The sequence below is a fragment of the Desmonostoc muscorum LEGE 12446 genome (assembly GCF_015207005.2).
GTDB lineage: Bacteria > Cyanobacteriota > Cyanobacteriia > Cyanobacteriales > Nostocaceae > Nostoc > Nostoc muscorum.
Genome location: NZ_JADEXS020000001.1, coordinates 6,123,661 through 6,146,605, shown reverse-complemented (window position 1 = coordinate 6,146,605; position 22,945 = coordinate 6,123,661). Strand labels below are relative to the sequence as shown.

The 22,945-nt window shown below is 40.4% G+C and carries 19 protein-coding genes and 1 pseudogene; 5 read left to right on the top strand and 15 right to left on the bottom strand.

Going from position 1 to position 22,945, the window contains the following annotated elements; translation table 11 throughout:
* Window positions 1-736 precede the first annotated feature (736 nt).
* From IQ276_RS25855 to IQ276_RS25820, 8 genes and pseudogenes are all read right to left on the bottom strand, one after another.
* Window positions 737-1,411: an FHA domain-containing protein gene (locus IQ276_RS25855; RefSeq protein ID WP_190882582.1), complete on the bottom strand. Its 675-nt coding sequence runs from the start codon at window positions 1,409-1,411 to the stop codon at window positions 737-739.
* Entirely contained in the window at window positions 1,389-3,527 is a 2,139-nt protein-coding gene (locus IQ276_RS25850; RefSeq protein WP_193915550.1) for a substrate-binding domain-containing protein, read from the bottom strand. Before IQ276_RS25850 ends, IQ276_RS25855 begins: the two co-directional genes overlap by 23 nt.
* Before the next feature lie 43 nt (window positions 3,528-3,570).
* A complete protein-coding gene (locus IQ276_RS25845; protein WP_193915548.1) occupies window positions 3,571-4,248 on the bottom strand; it encodes a response regulator in 678 nt (225 codons plus the stop codon).
* A gap of 40 nt (window positions 4,249-4,288) precedes the next feature.
* Window positions 4,289-5,407 (bottom strand): sensor histidine kinase, encoded by a 1,119-nt coding sequence (locus tag IQ276_RS25840; protein WP_193915545.1) that lies wholly within the window; start codon window positions 5,405-5,407, stop codon window positions 4,289-4,291.
* A 528-nt stretch (window positions 5,408-5,935) separates the two neighbouring features.
* Window positions 5,936-6,319: pseudogene (locus IQ276_RS25835) on the bottom strand (IS4 family transposase); the annotation flags it as partial.
* Window positions 6,286-6,447: a hypothetical protein gene (locus IQ276_RS25830; protein ID WP_193915543.1), complete on the bottom strand. Its 162-nt coding sequence runs from the start codon at window positions 6,445-6,447 to the stop codon at window positions 6,286-6,288. The gene IQ276_RS25830 and the pseudogene IQ276_RS25835, both read right to left, overlap by 34 nt.
* A gap of 170 nt (window positions 6,448-6,617) precedes the next feature.
* On the bottom strand, window positions 6,618-7,268 hold the full coding sequence (folE, locus tag IQ276_RS25825) for a GTP cyclohydrolase I FolE (RefSeq protein WP_193915540.1): 651 nt from the start codon (window positions 7,266-7,268) through the stop codon (window positions 6,618-6,620).
* 1,348 nt (window positions 7,269-8,616) lie between these two features.
* The gene (locus IQ276_RS25820; protein WP_309245609.1) at window positions 8,617-8,910 is read right to left on the bottom strand and encodes a calcium-binding protein; all 294 of its coding nucleotides are present in this window, start codon (window positions 8,908-8,910) and stop codon (window positions 8,617-8,619) included.
* A gap of 209 nt (window positions 8,911-9,119) precedes the next feature.
* Here IQ276_RS25820 and IQ276_RS25815 point away from each other — a divergent pair, with 209 nt between their 5' ends.
* Both IQ276_RS25815 and IQ276_RS25810 read left to right on the top strand, forming a co-directional pair.
* Window positions 9,120-9,398, top strand: a complete 279-nt coding sequence (locus IQ276_RS25815; protein WP_190878678.1) for a GlsB/YeaQ/YmgE family stress response membrane protein — start codon at window positions 9,120-9,122, stop codon at window positions 9,396-9,398.
* A 54-nt stretch (window positions 9,399-9,452) separates the two neighbouring features.
* Window positions 9,453-10,295: an ABC transporter permease gene (locus IQ276_RS25810; RefSeq protein ID WP_193915538.1), complete on the top strand. Its 843-nt coding sequence runs from the start codon at window positions 9,453-9,455 to the stop codon at window positions 10,293-10,295.
* 193 nt (window positions 10,296-10,488) lie between these two features.
* Here IQ276_RS25810 and IQ276_RS25805 read toward each other — a convergent pair whose 3' ends face one another.
* Window positions 10,489-10,722 carry a hypothetical protein gene (locus IQ276_RS25805; protein ID WP_193915535.1) on the bottom strand — a complete coding sequence of 78 codons (234 nt, stop codon included), beginning with the start codon at window positions 10,720-10,722 and terminating at the stop codon, window positions 10,489-10,491.
* 367 nt (window positions 10,723-11,089) lie between these two features.
* On the opposite strand from IQ276_RS25805, the gene IQ276_RS25800 reads away from it, so the two are divergent.
* The 3 genes from IQ276_RS25800 to IQ276_RS25790 all read left to right on the top strand — a co-directional run bounded on the left by IQ276_RS25800 (window position 11,090) and on the right by IQ276_RS25790 (window position 16,700).
* Entirely contained in the window at window positions 11,090-14,743 is a 3,654-nt protein-coding gene (locus tag IQ276_RS25800; RefSeq protein ID WP_235115974.1) for a response regulator, read from the top strand.
* Between the two features lie 349 nt (window positions 14,744-15,092).
* The gene (locus IQ276_RS25795) at window positions 15,093-15,614 is read left to right on the top strand and encodes a hypothetical protein (protein ID WP_193923812.1); all 522 of its coding nucleotides are present in this window, start codon (window positions 15,093-15,095) and stop codon (window positions 15,612-15,614) included.
* A gap of 207 nt (window positions 15,615-15,821) precedes the next feature.
* Window positions 15,822-16,700, top strand: coding sequence for a CheR family methyltransferase (locus IQ276_RS25790; protein ID WP_193923810.1), 879 nt, complete (start codon window positions 15,822-15,824; stop codon window positions 16,698-16,700).
* A 62-nt stretch (window positions 16,701-16,762) separates the two neighbouring features.
* Here the strand turns inward: IQ276_RS25790 and IQ276_RS25785 are convergent, their stop codons facing one another.
* The 6 genes from IQ276_RS25785 to IQ276_RS25760 all read right to left on the bottom strand — a co-directional run bounded on the left by IQ276_RS25785 (window position 16,763) and on the right by IQ276_RS25760 (window position 22,931).
* Window positions 16,763-17,206, bottom strand: coding sequence for a type II toxin-antitoxin system VapC family toxin (locus IQ276_RS25785; protein ID WP_193923808.1), 444 nt, complete (start codon window positions 17,204-17,206; stop codon window positions 16,763-16,765).
* Window positions 17,207-17,455, bottom strand: coding sequence for a hypothetical protein (locus tag IQ276_RS25780; RefSeq protein ID WP_193923801.1), 249 nt, complete (start codon window positions 17,453-17,455; stop codon window positions 17,207-17,209).
* A 246-nt stretch (window positions 17,456-17,701) separates the two neighbouring features.
* Entirely contained in the window at window positions 17,702-18,868 is a 1,167-nt protein-coding gene (locus IQ276_RS25775; RefSeq protein ID WP_190882988.1) for a pyridoxal phosphate-dependent aminotransferase, read from the bottom strand.
* Between the two features lie 135 nt (window positions 18,869-19,003).
* A complete protein-coding gene (locus IQ276_RS25770; RefSeq protein ID WP_235115973.1) occupies window positions 19,004-19,660 on the bottom strand; it encodes a class I SAM-dependent methyltransferase in 657 nt (218 codons plus the stop codon).
* Window positions 19,661-19,707: 47 nt separating this feature from the next.
* Window positions 19,708-20,490 (bottom strand): DUF928 domain-containing protein, encoded by a 783-nt coding sequence (locus IQ276_RS25765; RefSeq protein ID WP_235115972.1) that lies wholly within the window; start codon window positions 20,488-20,490, stop codon window positions 19,708-19,710.
* Between the two features lie 23 nt (window positions 20,491-20,513).
* Window positions 20,514-22,931, bottom strand: a complete 2,418-nt coding sequence (locus IQ276_RS25760; RefSeq protein WP_235115971.1) for a CHASE2 domain-containing protein — start codon at window positions 22,929-22,931, stop codon at window positions 20,514-20,516.
* Window positions 22,932-22,945: the final 14 nt, after the last annotated feature.

Sequence of the window (22,945 nt, the reverse complement as noted above, 5' to 3'; positions counted from 1 at the left end):
ACTAATCGCCAGCTATTTTTCTAGCTACATTTCGTAGGCAAAAGCCGTAAATATTAACCACTGTGACTAGTTCTGATTGAAATTCCTCTTCAATCAGGTAATGTTACTTGTGGCGTACAAATAAGAATATTTCGGCTCGTTGGATGCCAGAGATAATGACTGGTTGTGCCATGTATAACAGTTAGAATCTCATTTATCCTCAGTACACTCTAAGTAATGAGTAAGAGTGTTTTTAAGCTCATCCCATCCCCTAAAAGGGGGTCGGATTTCACGTTAGGGACTTCCAAAAAATAAATTATCCCAAATTATTTTGACATTTGTAGGGGCACAGCAATGCTCATAGGTGTCAACTTAAGCCTGGGCGAATGGAATTCGCGGCTAAACAAACGTTCGCGTAGCGTCTCGCAGAGAAGTCCGCCTGCGTGGACTGAGGAAAAATTAAGGATTTGAAACCTGCGGAGGCAGGTAAAGTTTAGTGTAGACGCGGTTTATAACCGCCCATTTGATCTTAAGTTGACTAATGAGCAATGCTGTGCGCCTACAGCGCAGGTCTATTTACCATCAAAAAATGATTAGTAAAAACCTGAAACTACGTATTTATGTTGATTCACAAGATGATTCTTTTGTACAGTGCGTAAGTCCTAGTATTTGAACACATCTGTCATAAGGGCACAGCATTGCTGTGCCCCTACCGCGTGGTCTATTTACCTGAAAATAGCTGTAATAAAATTTTATGTTACATTACATATACAGTAAAATTAACTAGATTATCCTGGCCAAATCTCAACGCATCACCATTCAGCAGTCGATATTGCATCCCGGGAGTTAGAGGATTGTTGTTTAAATAAATACCATTTGTACTCATGTCAACAATCATATATGCATTTTGCGACCAGTCCCAATCAACTCGCGCATGACGACGAGAGACTATTCCCTCATTGGGAATACCGGTCAAGTCAATTTCTGGCGGCGCTATTCCTGGACTTTGACTGCGACGCCCAATATAACCTCCTTCCCCAAGGAGGTTATATTCTCTACCAGTGCTATGAATCAGCTTTAAGACTGGCGCTCTTTGAGGCGGGGGGGTATAAACAGGAGGTGTTGGTGGATAAGGAACCCGTGGCTGATAGACTGTTGAATAATCTACCGGGGCTTGTTGAGGAACTTGGTAGTTGGGTTGCTCTGTTACCGGGCGCTGATACTGATTAGGCGGTTGTTGAATAGGCGGTTGTTGACTGGGCTGTGGCTGAATAGGCGGTTGTTGACTGGGCTGTGGCTGAATAGGTGGTTGTGATGTAGGAGCAACTACATTACCTATGGGAGTCGCACACCAGGGACAAACCTTAGTATTGTTAGGCAGGGCGCGGTTAAAATATTCGCAACTAGGATTAGGGCACCGATTTGCAGGCATAGGAATTTATATCATCAGGCATAGGTTGTAAAGCTACAAGACCTACTTTACTAAGTAAACACTGACCCTGACGAGTAATTAGCATCTGGGCAAATGTAGAACCACCAGTCAGGCGGTTGCTGTCTTGAGGGTACACTACAAAAACAGGATATCCCAAGGGGTAGCTTTGGAAAGTAGTAACATCAACATAATAATCATCATGCTGACACAAGTCATCTGAAGGATTAATTGAGCGGCGATCGCGTCTTTGAAACAAAGGTTGGCTAGCTGGCTTGTTACCATTGGCGATCGCTAGGGGATAACCAGTACACTGTTTCCAAGTTTTACTGATAATCCCAAAACTGATAATCCCAGTGGCTCGCCCCTCTAGAATCTCGCTGCGTATCTGGTTCTGGGTTTTTGTGGTATCCAGTTTAGTAACTTTCGCTGCAAATAAAGCTTTGTCTTGGGGGTCATTTTTCAAAACTAGTTCTTGAAATTTGGCGATCGCTTCCGGTTCGGTGGGAGCAAAAGGCTTGATTTCCAGAGAATTTGGCAGTTTGGAATTAATTTTCTGCCAATTAGTAATTTTCCCTGTATAAATTTGACGCAATTGCTCAAGACTGATTTGCCCTCCCAGAGCATTAGCCAGATTTGAATCTCTTTTATTAAATGCAACAAAAACAATTAACCCATCATAGGCAACTCGTTGTTTTGTTAGTTGACTTGTGATGCTATTTCCCAAACTAGTAATTGCAAAGTCTTTTTTTCCTGTTTGTACTTCTTCTATACTTCTAATCGGATTATTTACATCCGCTGACAAAACGGATTCATAGTTATATGTTGCCGTTGCATCTGCCTTGGGTTTAGCTAATAAATCTGCTAGACGACTGTTGTCTATTGGTTGCGTTAAAATATAACTCCATGAACTATCTTTTTCTCCTGTATAAGTAAATTGTCCTGAAGGAACGTTGGGAACTTCTGAGAAATTCCGTACCAGTCTAGACCATTCGATAAATTTATTACGTGTATCTGTTGAATTCCGCAACAGAAAATACCAAATTCCCCCACTTAATAGTAATAAGGCCAAGATTCCTAGTAGTAGGATTAAAGGCATTGGCAAACGTTTTTCAATTATTTGAGAACCAGAGGAACCCACTGAACTCTTGGCACTATCTTCTTTGGGAAGTTGTAATAGTGCTTGACGAGCTGCTTCTGCACTTTCAAAAGGAGTTTCCAACCCCATTAAACGATAAATAAATTGTTTTAAATGGTCATCTGTATCTGGCCATTGTTGATTATCTCTAGGATCTAAAGGCTGATTAGAAGATAAATTAGTTGTTCTTCCTACCCATAAATAAAAAGCTACCATTCCTAAAGATTGTAAATCTTGTTCAGGTCTAGCGGGGGTTGGTTGAGCAATAACGGGTGGAATAAATAAGTTTTCCCAGATAGCTAAATCACAAAAATATATAGAAAATTTTTGATGACTTTCTACTTTAATTAAAGTACTATCTACATTGATGTTGCCGTGGGTTAAACCGAGTTGTATTTGATTGGAAGGAAAACGCAGCTTTTGGGTGTGGAGAAATTGCAAAGTTTGTAGTGCTTGATTGAGGACTTCCCGCACTTGAGGAGCTGTCATTGCTCCCTTTTCAATGATATATTGACCTAAAGTTTGGGATGAGTCTATTCCTTTAGCGATGAGATAACAGCGTTCTCCTTTATCATCAGCGATCGCTTCTTTAGTCTCCACAAGTCGAAAGTTTTGAATTCGACTATCGGCTAAAGTTACCCCACCTACTCTTTTAAAACTTTCTTTGCGTTTGAGAGTTTCGTTTTCATTAAAACAGCGATTGGGTAGGAGATATTCTTTGATGATTACAGGCTGTTTATCCTTAAGTTGAATACCTGAGTATAAACGGCCTAAACCCCGCACACCGGAAAAACTACCTATTTGATAAGTACCCTGACTTCCTTTAATCTCAGCCTCCTGCGGTAAAGTTGCTGGGAAACCACATTCCAAGCAAAACTTAGCGCCCTTGATTTGCTGTGCCGTTTGGAAAGGGCGATCGCAATTTAAGGGAGAATTGTACGAACAGGGGTATTCTTGATAAAAAGATTCAAATGAAGGCATAGAGAAAGAGTTTCGTGAATTGCGCCGATTACTTCCGTTGCGCTCAAGCTTTAACTAATCCTAACTTGAGTGCGGCCACAATAGCTTGAGTACGACTAGTAACCTTCAATTTTTCAAAAATACTGGTGAGATGCGCCTTAACAGTAGCAACTGTCACATATAAATGCTTAGCGATTTCTTCATTAGAAGCACCTTGAGTTAACCAGTATAAAACTTCTTGTTCTCTTTGTGTTAAATGCACTTGATGACATGCTCTCACACAAGAATCTGAATAAGCTTGAAAAAAGCGGAAAAATCGACTCGCAACTTCTGAAGGTAAATAAATTTCAGATCTAGTCACAGTATTAATAGCTTCACACAATTGAGTCGCCAAACGATTTTTAAACACATAACCTGCGGCTCCACCCTGCATTGCCCGAAAAATCCAGTCATCTTCTTGATGAGCAGATAATACTAAAACCTTACCAGAAAAAGCAGTTTCCTTCAGACGTGCCAGAACTGTAATCCCATCACATCCTGTTAATTGCATATCCAACAAAATTAAATCTGGATTCTTCTGAGCCGTGAATTTTAAAACTTGCTCTAGACAATCTGCATCACCCACAACTTCTACAGGTAATGCAGAATTAATATTATAAAAATTGAGCAGGGTACGTAACCCTTGGCGAAAGCGTTCTTCATCATCTACCAGTAAAACTGAAAGCTTTTGATTGTTAATCATCTTTTTAATTAGGAATTAGGAATTAGGAATTACAAATTAATTATCCACTTCTTGGTCTTGGCAAAATCACCGAAAATTGTGCCCCCTTGTCGGATAAAACTTGTCCCCAAATATTTCCTTGATGATCCAAAATAATTTTTTTAGCAATGGTTAAACCCAGACCTGTACCTCCTTGGCGACGGGAATAAAACGGCGTAAATATTTTTTGTAAATCTTCTGGAGATAGTCCTGGCCCTTGGTCAGAAATTTTAATTAAAACTTCATCTTGAAAAATCTGCCAGCTACAAGTGATAGTTCCGGAATTCGGACTAAAATGAACAGCATTACTCAGTATATTGTCAAATACTTGCTTCATTTGTAGTCGGTCTATTTTCAGAATTGTAGATGTATCGGGAATGGTTATTTTAAGTTTTTTGTCATTAATTAAAGGTTGTAAATTTGTGATACTTTCAACAACTAAACTTCTTAAATCTTGGGGAGTAACCCTTAATTTTGCACTTTGACCGCAATCAATAAGCTCGTTTAAATTAGTATCTAAATCTTGGATACTTTCGCTGATAATTGTTGCTTGTTCTTGCCAAGGATTATCTTTTAATCCCAAACATAAATTATGTGCGTACAATCCAATTAGTCCTAAAGAATTACGCAATTGATGACCTATTCGATGCAAAATATCTTCCAGGAGTTGAATTTCAGTTTTTTGTCTTCCATAGTCTAAGCAAATATCTACATACTTACCTAAGAGCATGGCGGAGCGTTTGATGTATAATTCTAAACTCGGTGAGAGAGGTTCATCAGTAATGATTTGGATGTATTCAGGCTTTTGATTCCTATACCCTATCGGGCAAATGTAACAAATGGATGAAAAATCTTTTAATTCAAATCTATTTATAGTAAAAACAGGCGGAAAGTCTGTCAGCCATGCTTCTGAACGCAAATAAGCTAAAGTCTTTTGAGAAAAAGGAGATTGTTCTTGATGATAATTGATAACTTCCTGATGAGTTTTCAGCAAGCAATCATGATAGACAATCCGAGCGAAAAAAATTGGCTCTTGACTAGTTAATTGCTCAGACTCAAGTTGACAAAAACTTTGGATATCTGAGGATCTCAAATAATTAGAGCCATTTTCTAGTTTGTGTAGAGAAAAGCCTAGTGTCATAGCTTCACTCGCTTTTTGTACAAAATATTTTTACTCTTCTGTTGTCTAGTATAAATTTATGCAGTCTCAGGAATGTTTATTTTTTTATTAAGTTATCTTTTAAGGTAATTGTTACGAAGAATTATTAAGTTTTTATTCACAAGTCCATCTCGCTTTTGTAAGTATATATAGTCATCGGCTTTGATTTCTAGGCAATAGGCAATAGGCAACGGAAAAACAGGCTTTTTGAGTTGTACAGAGTTGTTTCAAAAATCAAACACGAGTTTTATAGTCCTTCTCATTTGTAACAATTCGATAAATATTGTAGGATCAGCGTCTTGCTCTTAGTAGACTAGACTTTTTGACTGATTCCACAAAAAAATATACTGCAATCAAAAGTACTCCAGACTAATCTACACACTAAAGTTGCGGTTTTTCGGATTTTTGAAGAAATGTTTTTGCGAAATATGAGATTTTCTGCTCATAGCGTTTCCCGACAAGCGTGAGGTACACCTGTAGGGGCACTGCCGTGCCCCTACAGGTGTCAACTTAAGAAGATTTTGCCCAAATTTGTTGGGTGTAAGCGTCAATGTCTCGATGGCGCTTACGCCCAGTTTTGATTAATCCAAACAGCTTTTGATGTTCAAGAAGATAAGTAACAGCCTCACTGGCATCACTACGGAGAACAGCTTGGAAAAAATGGTATAAAGCACGAAACACAATTTCTGTAGAAATTCGGTCTAAAGGTTGGTTGAGAGCGATGCCTACGGCGGTAAACTACGCCACATCGATACATAATTGGTTAAGAACAGCATAAAAAATCCAGGTAGCAAAAATTTGGATTTGGACACCATTACTATCACCCACCCAGATATAAGCCAGACCCAAAAGCCGTTTTGTCAGCAAAAAAGCATCTTCAACTCGCCAACGCCTGCGATATAGTTACCTGGAGACAGTAATGAAAATATTTCTTGCTCGATTTCTTCAATTGGCGGCGCTGGTACATGTTTTTGTTGCCGCAGGTCTGGGTTGCCTTTTCGCGCTGGACGTTTTGTACTCATGATGTATCACTAAGAACATCTTGATTGATGTTCTTAGATTACATCTTATGGTTCCTTTTTGCTTAAGTTGACACCAATGCACAGCTGTGCGCCCCTACAGACGTCCCGTTCTCTATTTTCAAGTCATAGACTTTTAAGCCATTCCCTATTCCCTATTCCCTATTCCCTATCTAATGAAAATTAGAATTGTGGCGGATCAAATTCATAAATTCCTGGCGAGTCCGCACATCTTCTGCAAAAACACCGCGCATTGCACTAGTAACAGTCCAAGAACCGGGTTTTTGCACACCCCGCATTACCATGCACATGTGGGTTGCTTCTATCACCACTGCAACTCCTTGGGGTTTGAGTAATCCTTGCAATGCATCAGCAATTTGTACCGTCAGACGTTCTTGCACTTGTAAACGTCGTGCATACATTTCGCAAATACGGGCAATTTTTGATAGTCCTATGACTTTACCATTAGGAATGTAAGCAACATGGGCACGACCAATAATCGGCAGAATATGATGTTCGCAGGAACTGAAAATATCGATGTCCCGAACCAAGACCATTTCATTGGCGTTTTCTGTAAAGACTGCTCCATTTAGCAGTTCATCCAAAGATTCATGATATCCTTTTGTGAGAAACTGCAAGGCTTTCATCACTCTTTTTGGAGTATCTTTTAGTCCTTCGCGGTCTGGATCTTCTCCTAATCCAATCAACAAAGTACGCACAGCCTGCATCATTTCCGCTTCTGTGACAGTTGGCTGTTGCTCGGTAGCTAAAGTTGACAGTCTCTGATCGGCAGTAGTGAGATCGGGACAAATCGATAGAGTCATTTTGTAAGTTCTGTGGGAATGTTTAACAAATCAGCTTTTTGTCAGATGTCTGTTGCCATTGGCTCCTGACTCGTTACTAAGTGTAACATAACTTTATATTTCTTAATTATGCAGAATATTTTCTCAGCAGCAAAACGAAGCTTCCATGTGGCCTCTGGAGACAGAAACAGGGAAATTGTCTTGGCTTACCCGTTCTTGCTGCCTCTCTCTGAAGCATCCCATCAATTTCGGTCAAAATTCGTTTTGTATAGTGATAGCGGCTTTTTTTATATCTTTCACCAGGCGACTGGAAGTCGCGGCTACACGAGGCTTTACCCGCCTGCGCGGGTTTCAAACCCTTGATTTTCTGTTAGTTGGCGCAGGCGGCCTACCCTTCTCTTCGAGAGGCTGCGCCAACAGGTTCTCCAAAGGAGTACGTTTGTCACCTTGGTCATCAAATATTTAATATTTGGACGTAATTCTTATAGTTATGTTTTTTATTTCTAGATTTAACAAGAAAGAATAGAGGCGTCAGTCGTCAAAATTCAGTAGGGTATTCTGTATGACTGGCGGATAGTGGAGCGTAAAGTCTTCTCTACGAGACGCACTCGCGTTCGGCATGGCAACACTATGAGCGAGTACTCGAGCGTCGCGTCTGAATAAGTGGGTTTAAGTCCCCACCAAATTTTTAATTTGGTGGTCAACAAGAAAGTGGCGGGTCTAAATCCCCCACTAAAAAGATTGCTGAATTCTGTTAGCGCAGCCCATTCTGAATTCAGAATTCTGTTTTAAGAGCTTTTGAATTTAGGGAAATTTCCAAAAATGTTGACACGAATTAAATCTGTGCGCGCTACAAGTAATTGTGGTTCCAATAGATCAAAAAGGCTATAATATCAGTCTCTCAATTTGCAGTTATATCCAGACATAAAAAAGCCTGCTTTCGCAGGCTTTTATAAGGGCTTCTGTCACTTTTTTCGGCTACAATCATGTATGAATCATGATATTTTTATTTTTAATTATTAGTTGGAAAAAAGCAAGCTTTTGTGAGTAAAATAATAGACATAATTACTTGAATTATATCTATTAGCTGAAATAGTAGAAAATTTTTGGTTTTGGAAATATATCAGAATATTAATTTACTATTTTAAATAAAAAAATCGCTAACAATAACACAAATTTCCTATTTTAATATAATTGTTTTTGGACAAAACACAGATATATATGTCTTTTCAAACTTCAGTTTTTAGAAGATTTTTACATTAAAAAGGTAAAGGTGGTCAGGTATAACAGCCCCAGGAATGAATTCCCAGTCCTGGGGTTTTATTATCTATAAACAAAAACATGGCACTTGCATAAGTCCGATGAGAGTTTAATCCCTATAGGACTCATATTTGATTATTGAAATATATGTAGTGTGCGTTACGCCAAAGGCTAACGCACCACCGAACAGTTTGTCATCACCATTGCCACCGAAGAGGATGTCTTTTCCATTACCGCCACAAAGGATGTCGTTACCATTACCACCAACGAGGGTATCATGACCATTGCTGCCATTGAGGGAGTCTTTGCCATTGCCACCACTGAGGTAGTCATTGCCAGGAGTGCCGTTGAGATGGTCATTGCCATTGCCATCAAAAAAGCGATCGCCAACTTCCACAGTCACCTTCGCACTGCTGTGTTCAATCGCTGAGAACTTCGCCGTAGGGCAGAAACAACTTTTGACTCCATGTTCCTACATTATGAAGCCCTGTGAACATCACAAATAATATCTCAAGATTTTTGATATTAGTTCTCTAGATAGATCGGGAATTTATCAGAAAAATTCTAATATTAAATAGTCAAAAAAACAACACTTTAACAAGGATAAAGATTATGACTAACATCATTGCTTGGCTAGTTTTGGGTTTAATTGCAGGTGCTTTGGCTAAGTTATTTTATCCAGGAACCCAAGGTGGTGGTATTCTTTCCACCATTGTATTAGGAATTCTCGGAGCCGTAGTTGGGGGTTATTTAGGTCAAGTCTTGTTAGGAAGTAGTTCAGCGGCTGCTGCATCTGTTGGAGCTTTATCACTGGGAAGCATTTTATTTGCTGTTCTGGGCGCAATGCTATTGATTTTCCTTTGGGGATTACTAACTCGTAGCGCTGTGTAATTTTCTCAGATTAGTTAACAATTTTGGGAATCACTTTGAGTCGAAACAGAGAAAATGACATTAGAAAAAGAGCGAAAATTTATAGGGATTTTCGCTAAATCTTCAGATGCAGAATTGGCACTTCAGGAACTACAGTCTGTGAATTTTTCGATGCACAAAGTTTCTGTAATTGCACGCAATAATGTAGAAGAACAATGTGATATTCCTGGTATTGGAGTTAAAGAGGATACTGGCAACGCATCTGACGAATGTACCAGTGGTGCTTTGGGTGGTCTTGCTAGCTTATTAGTTAGTATAAATTTGTTGGCAATTCCTGATATGGGCTTAGTCATGCTAGCCGGGGCAGAAGCAACAGCGATCGCTACTACTATCACAGGTGGTGCGATCGGTGTTGCCGCAGGTAGTTTGGCTGGTGCCCTGCTATGTTTGGGAATTCCTGAAGAACAAGCACACGCTTACAGCGATTTAGTCTTCAAAGGTTACTATTTGGTGATAGTAACTGGCATAGAAATCGAAATTCGGTTTGCCAAGAGGATTTTTAATCGCCATAACATTCAACACTGCGGTGTTTATCAGCCATATTTATCCCCCAAAAGTCGCTATAAATATGGAGTCGGTGTTTTTTCTCGGCGTCAAGACACAGAAACAGCACTTACACAACTCAAGAAAGCTGGCTTTCCTATGAGTCAAGTCTCGGTAATTACTAAAGGTAACTACAATGCTTTAGAAGTTCCTGATGATCTAGCTAAATATTATGAAGAGCAATTGAATCTTGGCAATTTTATTGTACTATTAAATGCTACTGATATCTATATGGCCGGTGCAAGAGCTATTTTAGAGAGTAACAAGATTCAAAATTTTCGGATCTACAGCGAACTAGAAGCGATCGCCAGGTAATACCGAGTGGGATTCAATGACGAGGAAGATGTTACTTCCTGATATTCTTTATTTCTAGATTATATCTAGGAATACAACTTAGTTATGATTAGTAATCTCTAACTAAATGTCAAACTTAATCTATCTAGATCCTCGACTTCCCTAAGAAGTCGGGGATTTGAGCCTTGTAAAACGATGATGCCATCCTGAAATCCTAAGCCGCAAGAGGGTAGTCTTCGAGTAAGATAATATCTGTTTCAAATAGTAAAATAGTAGTTTCACAACCAATCCTGGCCGTTTCTGGTTCTGCACCCATTTCCATTTCTACAAGATACGACCAATGTCCAGAGTTACGACAGCATTGTATTATGGTTCCTAATCCACCAATAAATTCTACTTTTTGTCCTTTGCAAAATTTTGGTCTTGCTAGCTCAATTACTGTACTCATAAAAACCACCCTTTGGGATTAAAATTATATATTCAATTTATACTTGGAGAATCAGAATTTAATTATCCACCGCGAGATTTAATTAGAAAATCAGGTGGTTGCTTCTTTTGAAATAAGTTATACTATCTCCAAGCTGAATTTGACTGTTATGTAAAATTTTGATGATAAATTTTGAAGATTTACATAATATATGGATAATTCCAAAAAATAATATAGTATGATTTGCAAAAAATCGGCACACTTGAATTAAACCAATTCCCAGTTTCTAATACAAATAGCCAATAATTTTTAATATTTGTATATCTGAAAAATTATCAGAATCCTTACAGCCACAACATAAATAATTGAAATTAACTGTCTCTTAAAAATGTTGAACCGTTTGAAGATTGGAACCAAAATTGGGGCAGGTTTTGCCTTAAGTCTAGCAATTCTGACCTCAATTGGTCTAATCTCTTACCAAAGCACCAATGAGTTAATTGAAACTTCGCGCAAAGAAAATCACACCTATGAGGTATTAAGTCAGCTTGAAGACCTCAACTTGCAATTGACAAATGCTGAGACTGGGCAACGTGGTTACATTATTACTGGAGAACAGCGTTATTTAGAGCCTTATAACGCTGCCATGCAATCGCTCAATCAAAAAATTAAGGAACTTCAGACGTTAACAGCAGATAACCCCAACCAACAAAATCGCCTTGATATGTTACAGCCACTCCTAAACGAGAGAATGGCTGTAATGAAAAATGTTATTGAACTACGGCAAAGCCAAAGCTTTGAAGTTGCCCAGCAAGCTATTATGACAGACGAGGGTAAGCGGCTGATGGATCAGATCCAGAAACTGATCCAGGCGATGAAAAATGAGGAAAATGTACTTCTCAAGCAGCGTTCTGAGCGGGCACAGGCAGCTGCAAGACAAACCCTCGGCACTACTGCTTATAGTATTCCTCTATTTGCTGCGATCTTGGTTTTGATTGGAATTATCCTCACCAGACACATTTCACTACCGCTGAAGCGAGTTTCTGATGTAGCTCAAAAGGTGGCGGATGGGGATTTATCAGTCAATTTACCAGAAAGCGATCGCCAGGACGAAATTGGCGTCCTAAAGCGAACCTTCAACCAGATGATCGTCAATCTGCGAAACACAACTCAAAAAAATGACGAGCAAAACTGGCTCAAGTCTAACTTGGCTGAATTTACCCAAATGCTCCAAGGGCAGCGAAATTTAGAAAGTGTCTCTCGCACGATCTTGTCGAATCTCGCTCCCCTGGTTGGGGCATCTGTGGGTATTTTTTATGTAATGGACTCAATCAACGATGAGCCAGTGCTGAAGTTGTTGGGTAGTTATGCTTACAAACAGCGCAAAAACTTAGCAAACGAGTTTCGTTTAGGCGAGGGATTGGTGGGACAATGCGCCCTAGAAAAACAAAGAATTCTCTTAACCGGGGTTCCCAGCGACTACATCAGCATCAGTTCCGGCTTGGGAGAAGCTCCACCGCTGAATATTATTGTATTGCCCATATTATTTGAAGGCCAGGTAAATGCCGTAATTGAACTTGCTTCTTTCGCACCTTTTAACGAATTACACCTGACATTTCTAGAGCAATTGACTGAAATTTTGGGTGTATTTTTAAATAACATCGCTTCACAATTCCAAACTCAGCAACTACTTGCCGAATCAGTTGCTTTAACAGAAGAACTGCAAAGCCAGCAAGAAGAACTACAACAAAGCAATCAACTCCTAGAAGAACAAGCCCACGAATTACAAGAATCCCAATTCCTTGTCAAGCAATCCAATGAAGAATTACAGCAACTCAACGAAGAACTAGAAGAAAAAGCAGAACTCTTAGAAATCCAAAATCAGGAAGTTGCCCGCAAAAACCGGGAAATTGAGCTGTCAAGGCAGTCATTACAAGAAAAAGCCGAGCAACTGGCGTTATCTTCCAAATATAAATCAGAATTTTTGGCGAACATGTCCCACGAGTTACGGACACCGCTAAATAGCTTGTTAATTTTAGCAAGGCTGCTGTCAGATAACTCTCTCAACAACTTAACCGACAAACAGGTAGAGTACAGCCGGACAATCTACTCTGCTGGGACTGATTTGCTGGAATTAATTAATGACATTTTAGATTTGGCAAAAATTGAGTCTGGTACTATGTCCCTAGACATTGAGCAACTTGCCTTTGTGGATTTGCGGACATCTCTAGACCACACTTTCCGTCAACTTGCGGAAAATCAAAAACTCAGTTTCGCCATTGAACTAGAAGACAAATTACCCCCAGTCCTTTCTACCGACTCCAAGCGCCTGCAACAAGTACTAAAAAATCTTTTAGCTAACGCCTTTAAGTTTACCGAACAGGGAGGCGTGAAGTTACAAATTAGTATGGTAACTGAAACAGCCCCAGGCGAGGAGCCGATGGTTGCTTTTGCAGTCAGCGATACAGGCATTGGTATTCCAGTCGAGAAGCAGAGAATTATTTTCGAGGCATTTCAGCAAGCAGACGGCACAACTAGCCGCAGGTATGGCGGAACTGGCTTGGGCTTGTCCATCAGCCGCGAACTAGCTCAACTTTTGGGAGGAAGGATTGAACTAATTAGCCAACCAGGTCAGGGAAGTACTTTCACCTTTTACTTACCGCTAACAAGAAAAGGAGAAATGGGGAGAAGTACACCGCTCGAGATACCACAAAATAGATTTGAAGTCAAAGAAAAAATAACTCAAAATGTCCCTACCACATTAGCGCCGACGGTTGAAAGCCGAAGTACCTCTAGAGACATTTCTCCAGCAGCGAAAGTGGTTTCCACCGTCAACGAAATCCCAGATGATCGGCTAACAATTCAATCAGGCGATCGCGTTTTGTTGATTATCGAGGATGACGACAAATTTGCCCGCATCTTACTAGACATGGCACGTCAGCAAGGCTTTAAAGGAATCGTTGCCTTACAAAGTAAACAAGGTATAGCACTAGCGCAACAATTCGAGCCAAACGCCATTATGCTAGATATCCACATGCCAGAGATGGATGGTTGGACAGTGCTGGATCGTCTCAAGCATAATCCAGACACCAGACACATCCCAGTACATATACTTTCTGTGGACGAAAGACAGCAACGGGGATTAAAACTAGGAGCAATTACCTATCTGCAAAAACCCGTTTCTCCAGAAGCCCTAAATCAAGTATTGACTGAGATTAAAAGCTTTATTGAGCGTCAGGTAAAAAATCTTTTAATAGTAGAAGACGATCGCGTACAAGCCCAAAGTATTATTGAACTCATTGGTAATGGCGATGTCCAGAGTACAGCAGTGGGTACAGGAAAAGAAGCACTCGATATATTGCGATCGCTGCACTTTGATTGTATGGTACTGGATTTAGGTCTGCCAGATATGAGCGGGTTTGCACTGATTGAGCAGATCAAGCTTGAACCCAAGCTGATGAAACTCCCAATTATTGTTTACACAGGCAAAGAACTCAGTCGTCAAGAAGAAACCCAACTGCGGGGACTAGCAGAGACAATTATTATTAAAAATGTGCGATCGCCAGAAAGGTTATTAGACGAAACTGCCCTATTCTTGCATCGCGTCCAGGCAAATCTGCCACCACCAAAGCGGCAAATTCTCGAACAGCTACACCAAACCGATCCAGTGCTGGCCAATCGGAAAATTTTGATTGTCGATGATGACCTCAGAAATATCTTTGCCATCACCAGCTTTTTAGAAAGCTATCACATGGAAGTACTGTTTGCCGAAAATGGCAGAGATGGCATTGAGAAGCTGCTAAATAATCCCGACATCAACATAGTTTTGATGGACATCATGATGCCAGAAATGGACGGTTACCAAACCACCCGCGCCATCCGTCAACAACCACAATTTCGCTCACTACCAATCATTGCTTTAACCGCCAAAGCCATGCCAGGCGATCGTGAAAAATGCATCGAAGCCGGAGCTTCGGACTATATCACCAAACCTGTAGATACCGAACAACTCCTTTCACTGCTGCGGGTTTGGCTGTATAGGTGAGGGAATGGGGAGTGGGGAGTGGGGAATGGGGCATTGGGCATTGGGCATGGGGCATTGGGCATTGGTTATTCTCCGTGTCCCCGCGTCCCCGCGTCTTCCTCATCCCCCTCATCCCCCTCATCCCCCTCATCCCCCTCATCCCCACTCCCCACTCCCCACTCCCCATTTTTTTGTTAAAACAATATCAATGACAGGAAATTCACTTCAGTAATAAAATAATCTATAGAACTCCTGTCTTTGCAGGAAATACCTCTGTTTCATGCAACTTTTCGGGTTATTTCTTTAGATAAAAGATCTTTCTCTCGGTGGATAGGTGTACTTACATGAACATACCTGGTATGTTTCCAATATGACAATAGTAAGACAAAACTCCCTCAATACATCAGTAATTCTTCCAGAAAAATTGGCAGAAAAATATATTGAAGCAGAGCGTATGCATGATGTTCTGCTATTACTGCAAAACCTGATTAACAGTGAAGAAGCCACTGTTAAATTAATTCTGGATTGTTTGTATGATGTTGGCTCGGTTAACCTCATTAACCAAAAGCTTCCCGTACAACCTGTAAACAGGTTGATGAAATTAATTGCCCGTATGTCTAAACCAGTTTTTAGAACCTTGGCTTTCAATTGGTTTAAAAAGAACTGTCCGCAACTGATTGCTGATTGGTTACATTCTCAGGTCACTTTTGGAACTATCCCAGCTAAACCCCAAGAAATAGCGATCGAAGTTGCACCAGTTCAACCATATTCGACACTCCAGACAGAAAGTCTCAGCCAAGAGATTAAAAATCTGCGTCAGCAAGTGAGATTGCTAGCTGGAATTTCAATAATTGCGATCGCTGTTTTAGGAGTAACAGCCACTTGGTTCTGAAGTCCAAAATCAGCACCATTATCAAATTTAAAATTTAATCGTTCCAGCAAGCTATTTTCGGCGTAAGATTCACTTGGGTTATAAAAACCCTACCAGCCTCAAATATTAATCATGGAAATGGCCCAAATTGCAGAAGCATTATTTCAACAAGTCTATTCATGGGTGGGGTAATAGTTATGAATTAGTAATTATTCATTGTGAATTATTATGACTTTGCCTAAACCTAGCTTGGAGGACATCGAAATACATCTACTGTTGGAAGGGGTGTATCAGTACTACGGTTATGACTTCCGCAACTACGCCCTTTCCTCAATTAAGCGCCGTATTTTGAGCTTTATGCAATTAGAGGGGTTAGCTAATATTTCTACATTGCAAGAGCGGTTACTCCACAACCCTAACTATTTAGAAAGATTTTTGCTGGCTTTAACGGTGAATGTCACATCAATGTTTCGCGATCCCAGCTTTTATAACACCTTTAGAAGTCAAGTTATCCCGTTCTTGCAAACCTATCCATTTATTCGTATCTGGCACGCTGGATGTTCCACAGGTGAAGAAGTCTACTCAATGGCAATTCTACTGGAAGAAGAAGGGCTTTATCACCGTTGCCGCATATATGCAACTGATACTAACGAGAAAGTATTACAAAATGCTAAAAGTGGTATTTTTTCACTAAAATTAATGCAGGAATATACTCACCTTTACCTAAAAGCGGGCGGCAAAAAGTCTTTTTCCGAATATTATACAGCAGCTTATGACAATGCTATTTTTCGAGCATCCTTAAGAGAAAATATTGTTTTTGCTCAGCATAATTTAGCAACAGATAGTTCTTTTAATGAGTTTAATGTCATCCTTTGCCGTAATGTCCTGATATATTTCAATCAGATACTTCAAAAGCGGGTACATGAATTATTTTATAATAGCCTTTGTACCTTTGGCATCTTGGGTTTAGGAAGACAAGAATCCATCAGGTTTACTCAATATGAGCAGCAATATGAAGAGATCGTCAAAGGTGAAAAGATATATAGAAAAATCGGGGCACGGGGACATGGGGAGGCTCTCAAGCACAGAGATTTTAATCATAAGTGATATCGTGTCCGCCTAATCACTCTGTTTCACTGGAGGATTTTCTAAAATTGTAAATAGTCTGCTTACTCGACTTCCAACTCACTCACCACTAAAACCCTCAACTCTGTCACTCGCTTAAAAGCATCATCATTGGTCAACAACGCCTCACAACCAGCAATTATTGCGGCCGCCACCTGCAAAGCATCGGGTAGCTGAAGATTATAACACACTCGAATTCTCGCAGCTTCTCGCGCTATACCAGCATTAATCTCCACAAAAACTACTTGTTCTTGTTGCAGTACATCGACAAAAGCCTGCTCTAAATCCACTAACCCCAGACGTATAGCACCAACCAAACACTCTGATAACGTTATTCCAGATGCTACTGCTGTAATATCAGTTTCTAAGCGATCAAAAATTGGATCGACTAAATCCACAAAGTGCGGATTGCGTTCTACAAAATAGATTACGGGTGCTGTATCGAGAAATAAACGAGAAACTCCAGCTAACGCATTACTAATCTTCAATTACTCTCCTCGTAACAACCGTTCTCGATGCTCATCTCCTTCTCGTCGAGTCCGAGAAACCCATTGCTGAGCATCCTCGCCCAGGAGTGGATAGGGAGCCATACCCTTCAAATCGCTCCACTTGCGTTTTGGTTGCGCTTGGGTGATATGTTTCTTCACACGTTCCACCAAATGCCCCATCACTGTCAATTGCTCTTGTGGAGTCAGCTGTTCAATCTCGCTTAAAATTTTTTCAAGTGACGGACTCATTAAATCTAACCCTTGCCAACTGCTGTAAATTTTAGCTTAATCTGCCATTCATCCCATGACCAATCACAGAAGCGCAGAGAACACAGAGAGAATAGAGAAACAGAAGGAAGAAATGCTTAACTGAACTGTATTGCAATATATGCAAGTTAAATGTGGAACAGCTTATTAGACTATTTGTTGGAAGAATATAAAAAAAGCCCTCTTGTTAGAGAGGGCATTGTTATTGCTAAATCAAATGACAATTGACTAAATACGCGATTTGACAAATTTCTCTAACCTATCCATTCCTTTTTCAATTGTCGCCAAATCGGTGGCGTAGGAAAGGCGAATGTTGTCATCAGCGCCAAAGGCAATTCCGGGAATGACTGCAACTTGATGTTCTCCTAGTAAGGCGTCGCAAAATTCCAAGGATTTGAGACCGGTTTTGCTGATGTCGGGGAAGAGATAAAAAGCGCCATCTGGTTTAGCAGTACTCAGTCCAGGAATGGCGTTGAGTCTGTCTAACATTACCTGTCGCCGTTTGGCGAAGGCTTGACGCATTTCTTCTACACAGTCTTGGGGACTTTCCAAAGCTGCGATCGCTCCATATTGAGCAAAGGTACAGACGTTAGATGTACTATGTCCTTGGATGGTACTCGCGGCTTTAATAATTTCCACTGGTCCCGCTAAATAGCCAAGTCTCCACCCAGTCATGGAGTAAGCTTTGGCAAACCCATTACTGATTAAAGTCCGGTCAAAAATTTCCTGACCCAAAGAACCGATGCTGATGTGTTCTGCACCATCATAGAGAATCTTTTCGTAAATCTCATCAGAGACGACTAAGATATCTGCATCAACTATTACCTCTGCCAATGCTTTAATTTCATCTGGCGTGTAAACCATCCCCGTGGGATTGGATGGGGAGTTGAGGATAAATAACTTTGTCTTGGGTGTGATGGCTTTACGGAGTTGGTCGGGAGTAATTTTATAGCCCGTGGTTGCATCTGTGGGGACAATCACTGAAACTCCACCGACCAAGGTCACCATTTCGGGATAACTTAGCCAGTAGGGTGCAGGAATGATCACCTCATCACCTGGATCGATCAACGCCACTATTAAGTTGTACAGAGAATGCTTACCGCCATTGGTGACGATGACATTCTCTGACTTATAATCAAGACCGTTATCAGTTTTAAGCTTACGGGCGATCGCTTCCCTTAACTTTGGTTCTCCGGCTGCTGCACCGTATTTGGTTTTGCCTTCATCCAAAGCTTTTACTGCTGCGGCTTTGATATGCGCTGGGGTATCAAAATCTGGTTCTCCAGCGCTAAAACTACAAACATCTATTCCCTCTGCCTTCAGTGCCTTAGCCTTGGCTGCGATCGCTAAGGTTAATGAAGGTGTTACCTGACTTACTCTTGCTGCCAGCTTCATTCTTACTTTATTTTTGGCAAATCTTTCACTTATTTAAGGATATCCCACAATCCACACCCAGATTTGCTTTTTCAAAATTCCTTCGTTTCGAGCATCTGTGCAAAAATCCTAAAACTCTTTTTTACTCTGCTCCCCCTACCTCCCCTGCCTCTCCTGCCCCCCTGCTCCCCCTGCCTTTCCCCCTGTCGCTACCATCAGCCCCCAAAACACACCGAAACGAACTTTAGTTGCACGAGAAACTACAAAATTGGCACAAGTCAGCAATCGGTGAAATTCATCTTGGGTGTAACACTGTTGGTGCGCTGGGTCAAAAATCTTCAGTATGATATCCAAAATTTGGCAAAATAAATAATCTTTACACCAATCGAGAATGACAATTTTGCCATTAGGCTTAAGTACGCGTTTCATCTCTATTAATGCTGCCAATGGATCGCTAAAGTAATGGAATGAACTGGCAGATACAATCACATCAAAACTATCATCAGCAAAGGGCAATGCTGATGCACTAGCAGTATGAAATAAAACTTGCGGATAAACGCTACATTTCTCCTGAGCAATTGCTAACATCTCCTCGGAAATATCTACTCCGACAATTTTTAGGGTTGGATGTTCAGTTAACAGCAACCGTTCCAACTCGCCTGTTCCGCAAGCAACATCCAGTACAGTATCCTGTGGTGAGATTTCTGCCCAGGTTTTGAGAAAAGAAAGTGTATTAGAGATATAGTTTTTCCAGCGGCGATCGTACACAGATGCCAGATGATCGTATTGTTTGCGGACTGTGGTTTCAATCATGTCATAATACTCAGGCTTTAGTCATAACAATAAACATTTTTTAAACATCATCTAAAGTTTGTTCCGATCAGAAGTTTTGTTGATAGTTTTTCTAGTTTAATTACTTTGAGTAGATTTTCCCAGTCTTCAGTCAATTGTGAATCCTGTGAATTTGCCAGACGAAGTTCGGCTAAGGTTGTCAAAGCATCATACCAAATACCGTTTTTGGCGTAGATTGCTGCTTGCTGACGTGGGGAGGATTGTTGCAGTTGCTGGCGTAATGAAACATCTAAATTTACGCGCTGCACCCAGCCTTCTACATAATCTAGTGTTGTTGGTTGCGGGGAATTACAGACAACTCTAACCTTAAAAAACCAGTGATAAGATTTATTAGTTTCTAGAATAGTTTCTTGATTTTGCAATTGTACTCGCATAATTCCAGGTACTGGAGGTACTGTAACATTTTGACGATAAATTGTTTTATTTTTATCAGTTTGTAAAACGAACTCAATGGCTTTAATAGAAGATTTTTGATAAGGAATATAAAACCAAAAGCTAGGTTGTTCTGTGCTAGTTAATGCCCACACTTGCGTAATTGTAAGTGTTTCATTTGCGCCTTGCTGTTTATAGCTGGGTACGAGAGCGGTTAAAGGTATACCAGCTTGGGTACACTCTCCCCGTGAAGCTCCTTCTCCTCGGTTTCCAGGTGCGCCGCGATCGGGTGGCGGCGGAGGTGGATTGAAACGAATTGAGGCTGATTTTTCCGCTAGTGCTAGCGGAGTATTAAGGTAACTCATCAAAATTATGATCAATGTAGTCATTGAAGTTAGCCGCCCAAGAAATCGTTTCATCTGTCATTTCTCCCAACAAGTGTTTAGTTGTCTCTGTTTTTATTAATCACCAAAATCTGTGTGTTTTTCGAGAAATTGAGAAAATTTTTCATGGAGTAAGCGGCGAGGATAATAGTACTAATGAAGCTGATGATAGAGGGAATAAGTGGTATCCAAAGACTCCATTGAATGAAAAATATCAGGCATATTACGTAGAGAATAGTAATTGCAACTCCAGCTACAATACTTAAATAAAATAGCCGTTGGATGTAGTAAGTTAGTAAACTAGCTGTTAATGACCATGCCAAAATCCAGATAATTTCTTGCCAAAGACACCAAGTTGATAAAAGCGATCGCCCATCCAGAACTGCACTCAACAATTGACTAATCATTTGCGCTTGCAACATAACACCTGCTACTTTCTCGATCGCACCTTCATTTGTAATGTAAGGTGTGGATGAATAATCTTGAAAGCTTTGGGCTGTTGTACCAATCAAAACAATTCTGTTTTTAATTGTGCTAGGGTTAACTTTTCCTGCTAGTACCTCTGTTAGTGTTACCTGCGGCACAAATTTTTGTAGGGAACGATGAGAACGGTAATTTAATAAAATTTGGTGTCCTGAGGCATCAATTCCTTGATATCCACCTGTGTGTGCTGTTAGCGGTTTAAAAATAGTTTTGCCGAGTTTCCAAGCACCATTGCTCGTAAATTTCAGAGAGATATTCTTAGCAGCCAAGTAACGCAGTGCTAATTGGACGCTGAAACCATAGGATGCTTTGCAAGGCGAAGAAGGCGGTGGCGTTAATGCTAGCAAATGGCGACGAACAATATTATCAGGATCGAGTACCAAATCACTAAAGCCCAAGCGTTCTGGTGATATTTCTGGTGGAGGTTTAATCCCAGGATGCTCGGATTGAGAATCGCTAACTCGGCAGACTGTAATTAAATTTTTGCTATTATACAAATACTTTTGCAGTTCTGGTAAGTCTGGTTTGGCAGGGCGATCGCGGTAAATATCTAATCCAATTGCTTGCGGTTGATATGCTGCTAATTTTTTCAACAATTTCAATAGCGATTCATCTGAGAGAGAACCTTGAGGTTTTTCTTGAGACTGTGATTGCACATCTTCTTCAGTAATTGTCACAACTAGCAAGCGAGATTCCGGCTTTTCATCTGGGCGTAGTTGCTGCAATTGATCGAATGCTTGTAACTCAAATTTTTGTAGCATTCCTAGATATCGTACGCTGACAACTAAACCACTAGTTATTAAACTCATACAAATGAGCCAAAGAAGATGAAGTTTTGAGCGCCGAGGGGATGAGGGGGATGAGGGGGATGAGGGGGATGAGGGAGATGAGGGAGAAATAACCAATGCCCTATGCCCAATTCCCAATTCATCCCAAGTGGGTGGTATCTCCGCCAGATTTTGGTAAATTACGGGTAGCCAACTGGCACAGGGAAATTGTTTGTCTAATCCTTGCAGTCTTTCCCTGGCAATACGCACTGCTAAATAAAGAGATTGGCCTCCAGAATATGCTTGTAAGAAATGTTTAAGAAATGTTTGGGCTACCCGATCTGGAACAGGTTCGCGCATCACAATCAACTGCGGAATCTGCAAACAAGCAAATTCTCTTGCCAATCCTAAGCCATCGCAGGAGTTAAAGATTGCTAACTTTAAACCGCGTTCCACAGCTTGCTTTAAAGCATACTTTAACTGACTAATTGTCAAAGTCTCTGTTTGGTTAATGTAAATTTGACCGGTTTCTCCTGTACTTTGACTTGAACTATGTCCTGCAAAAAAAAGAATATCCCAATTTTGTTGCCATAGATTATCTGTTAAATCTTCACAAGATGGCTCTACAAGAAAGTGAATTTTTGTATCAGGTAGTTGTTCTAAAAGTAAACGATCTGTAGCTATATCGACTCCATGACTATCACCTAACAATGCTAAAATTTTAACTTTTGTTGTGGATTTCGGAATAAAACTCACTTTTTCATAGCTAGGAGCGCCCAACGCGATTTCTGCATTTGGATAGCGTTCTATTAATTCCCAAAGATGCCAAGGAAGCTTTTGCAGTTGATAATCTTCAGTTTGTAAAATTACTCGAATTTGGTCATATGTTTGCAGTTTTTCGAGCCACTTCTCGCGGATGCTGCGAAAGGATTCTGATTGCAGCCATTGATTTAGGCGATCGCGCAATTTTTCGGCTGCTTGTAAACACTCTTGTTGACTTGAAATTGGTTTCTGGAGTTTTGGTAGTCCTTTGGGACGAGCAGAAAAATCTAGATTACGATAAATTACTTGCCAAGTATTAAAATTTAGCGGTAATTCTTTCTCTGGCGGTAGTTCGCCGAGAACTTCAGTTTCAGGGCGGCAATTTTCTTCTCCAATTTGCAGAGTAACTGGAAACCCAGCCTCAAAGCTGCCTTTGCCAAATTTCAAAACTACCAATTTAGTCATTTGTCATTTGTTAT

What these genes read in the sequence shown, in the direction of transcription:
- IQ276_RS25855 (WP_190882582.1), bottom strand. Translation starts at nt 1,411, where the DNA reads ATGCCTGCAAATCGGTGCCCTAATCCTAGTTGCGAATATTTTAACCGC.
- IQ276_RS25850 (WP_193915550.1), bottom strand. Translation starts at nt 3,527, where the DNA reads ATGCCTTCATTTGAATCTTTTTATCAAGAATACCCCTGTTCGTACAAT.
- IQ276_RS25845 (WP_193915548.1), bottom strand. Translation starts at nt 4,248, where the DNA reads ATGATTAACAATCAAAAGCTTTCAGTTTTACTGGTAGATGATGAAGAA.
- IQ276_RS25840 (WP_193915545.1), bottom strand. Translation starts at nt 5,407, where the DNA reads ATGACACTAGGCTTTTCTCTACACAAACTAGAAAATGGCTCTAATTAT.
- IQ276_RS25830 (WP_193915543.1), bottom strand. Translation starts at nt 6,447, where the DNA reads ATGAGTACAAAACGTCCAGCGCGAAAAGGCAACCCAGACCTGCGGCAA.
- folE (WP_193915540.1), bottom strand. Translation starts at nt 7,268, where the DNA reads ATGACTCTATCGATTTGTCCCGATCTCACTACTGCCGATCAGAGACTG.
- IQ276_RS25815 (WP_190878678.1), top strand. Translation starts at nt 9,120, where the DNA reads ATGACTAACATCATTGCTTGGCTAGTTTTGGGTTTAATTGCAGGTGCT.
- IQ276_RS25810 (WP_193915538.1), top strand. Translation starts at nt 9,453, where the DNA reads ATGACATTAGAAAAAGAGCGAAAATTTATAGGGATTTTCGCTAAATCT.
- IQ276_RS25805 (WP_193915535.1), bottom strand. Translation starts at nt 10,722, where the DNA reads ATGAGTACAGTAATTGAGCTAGCAAGACCAAAATTTTGCAAAGGACAA.
- IQ276_RS25800 (WP_235115974.1), top strand. Translation starts at nt 11,090, where the DNA reads ATGTTGAACCGTTTGAAGATTGGAACCAAAATTGGGGCAGGTTTTGCC.
- IQ276_RS25795 (WP_193923812.1), top strand. Translation starts at nt 15,093, where the DNA reads ATGACAATAGTAAGACAAAACTCCCTCAATACATCAGTAATTCTTCCA.
- IQ276_RS25790 (WP_193923810.1), top strand. Translation starts at nt 15,822, where the DNA reads ATGACTTTGCCTAAACCTAGCTTGGAGGACATCGAAATACATCTACTG.
- IQ276_RS25780 (WP_193923801.1), bottom strand. Translation starts at nt 17,455, where the DNA reads ATGAGTCCGTCACTTGAAAAAATTTTAAGCGAGATTGAACAGCTGACT.
- IQ276_RS25775 (WP_190882988.1), bottom strand. Translation starts at nt 18,868, where the DNA reads ATGAAGCTGGCAGCAAGAGTAAGTCAGGTAACACCTTCATTAACCTTA.
- IQ276_RS25770 (WP_235115973.1), bottom strand. Translation starts at nt 19,660, where the DNA reads ATGATTGAAACCACAGTCCGCAAACAATACGATCATCTGGCATCTGTG.
- IQ276_RS25765 (WP_235115972.1), bottom strand. Translation starts at nt 20,490, where the DNA reads ATGAAACGATTTCTTGGGCGGCTAACTTCAATGACTACATTGATCATA.
- IQ276_RS25760 (WP_235115971.1), bottom strand. Translation starts at nt 22,931, where the DNA reads ATGACTAAATTGGTAGTTTTGAAATTTGGCAAAGGCAGCTTTGAGGCT.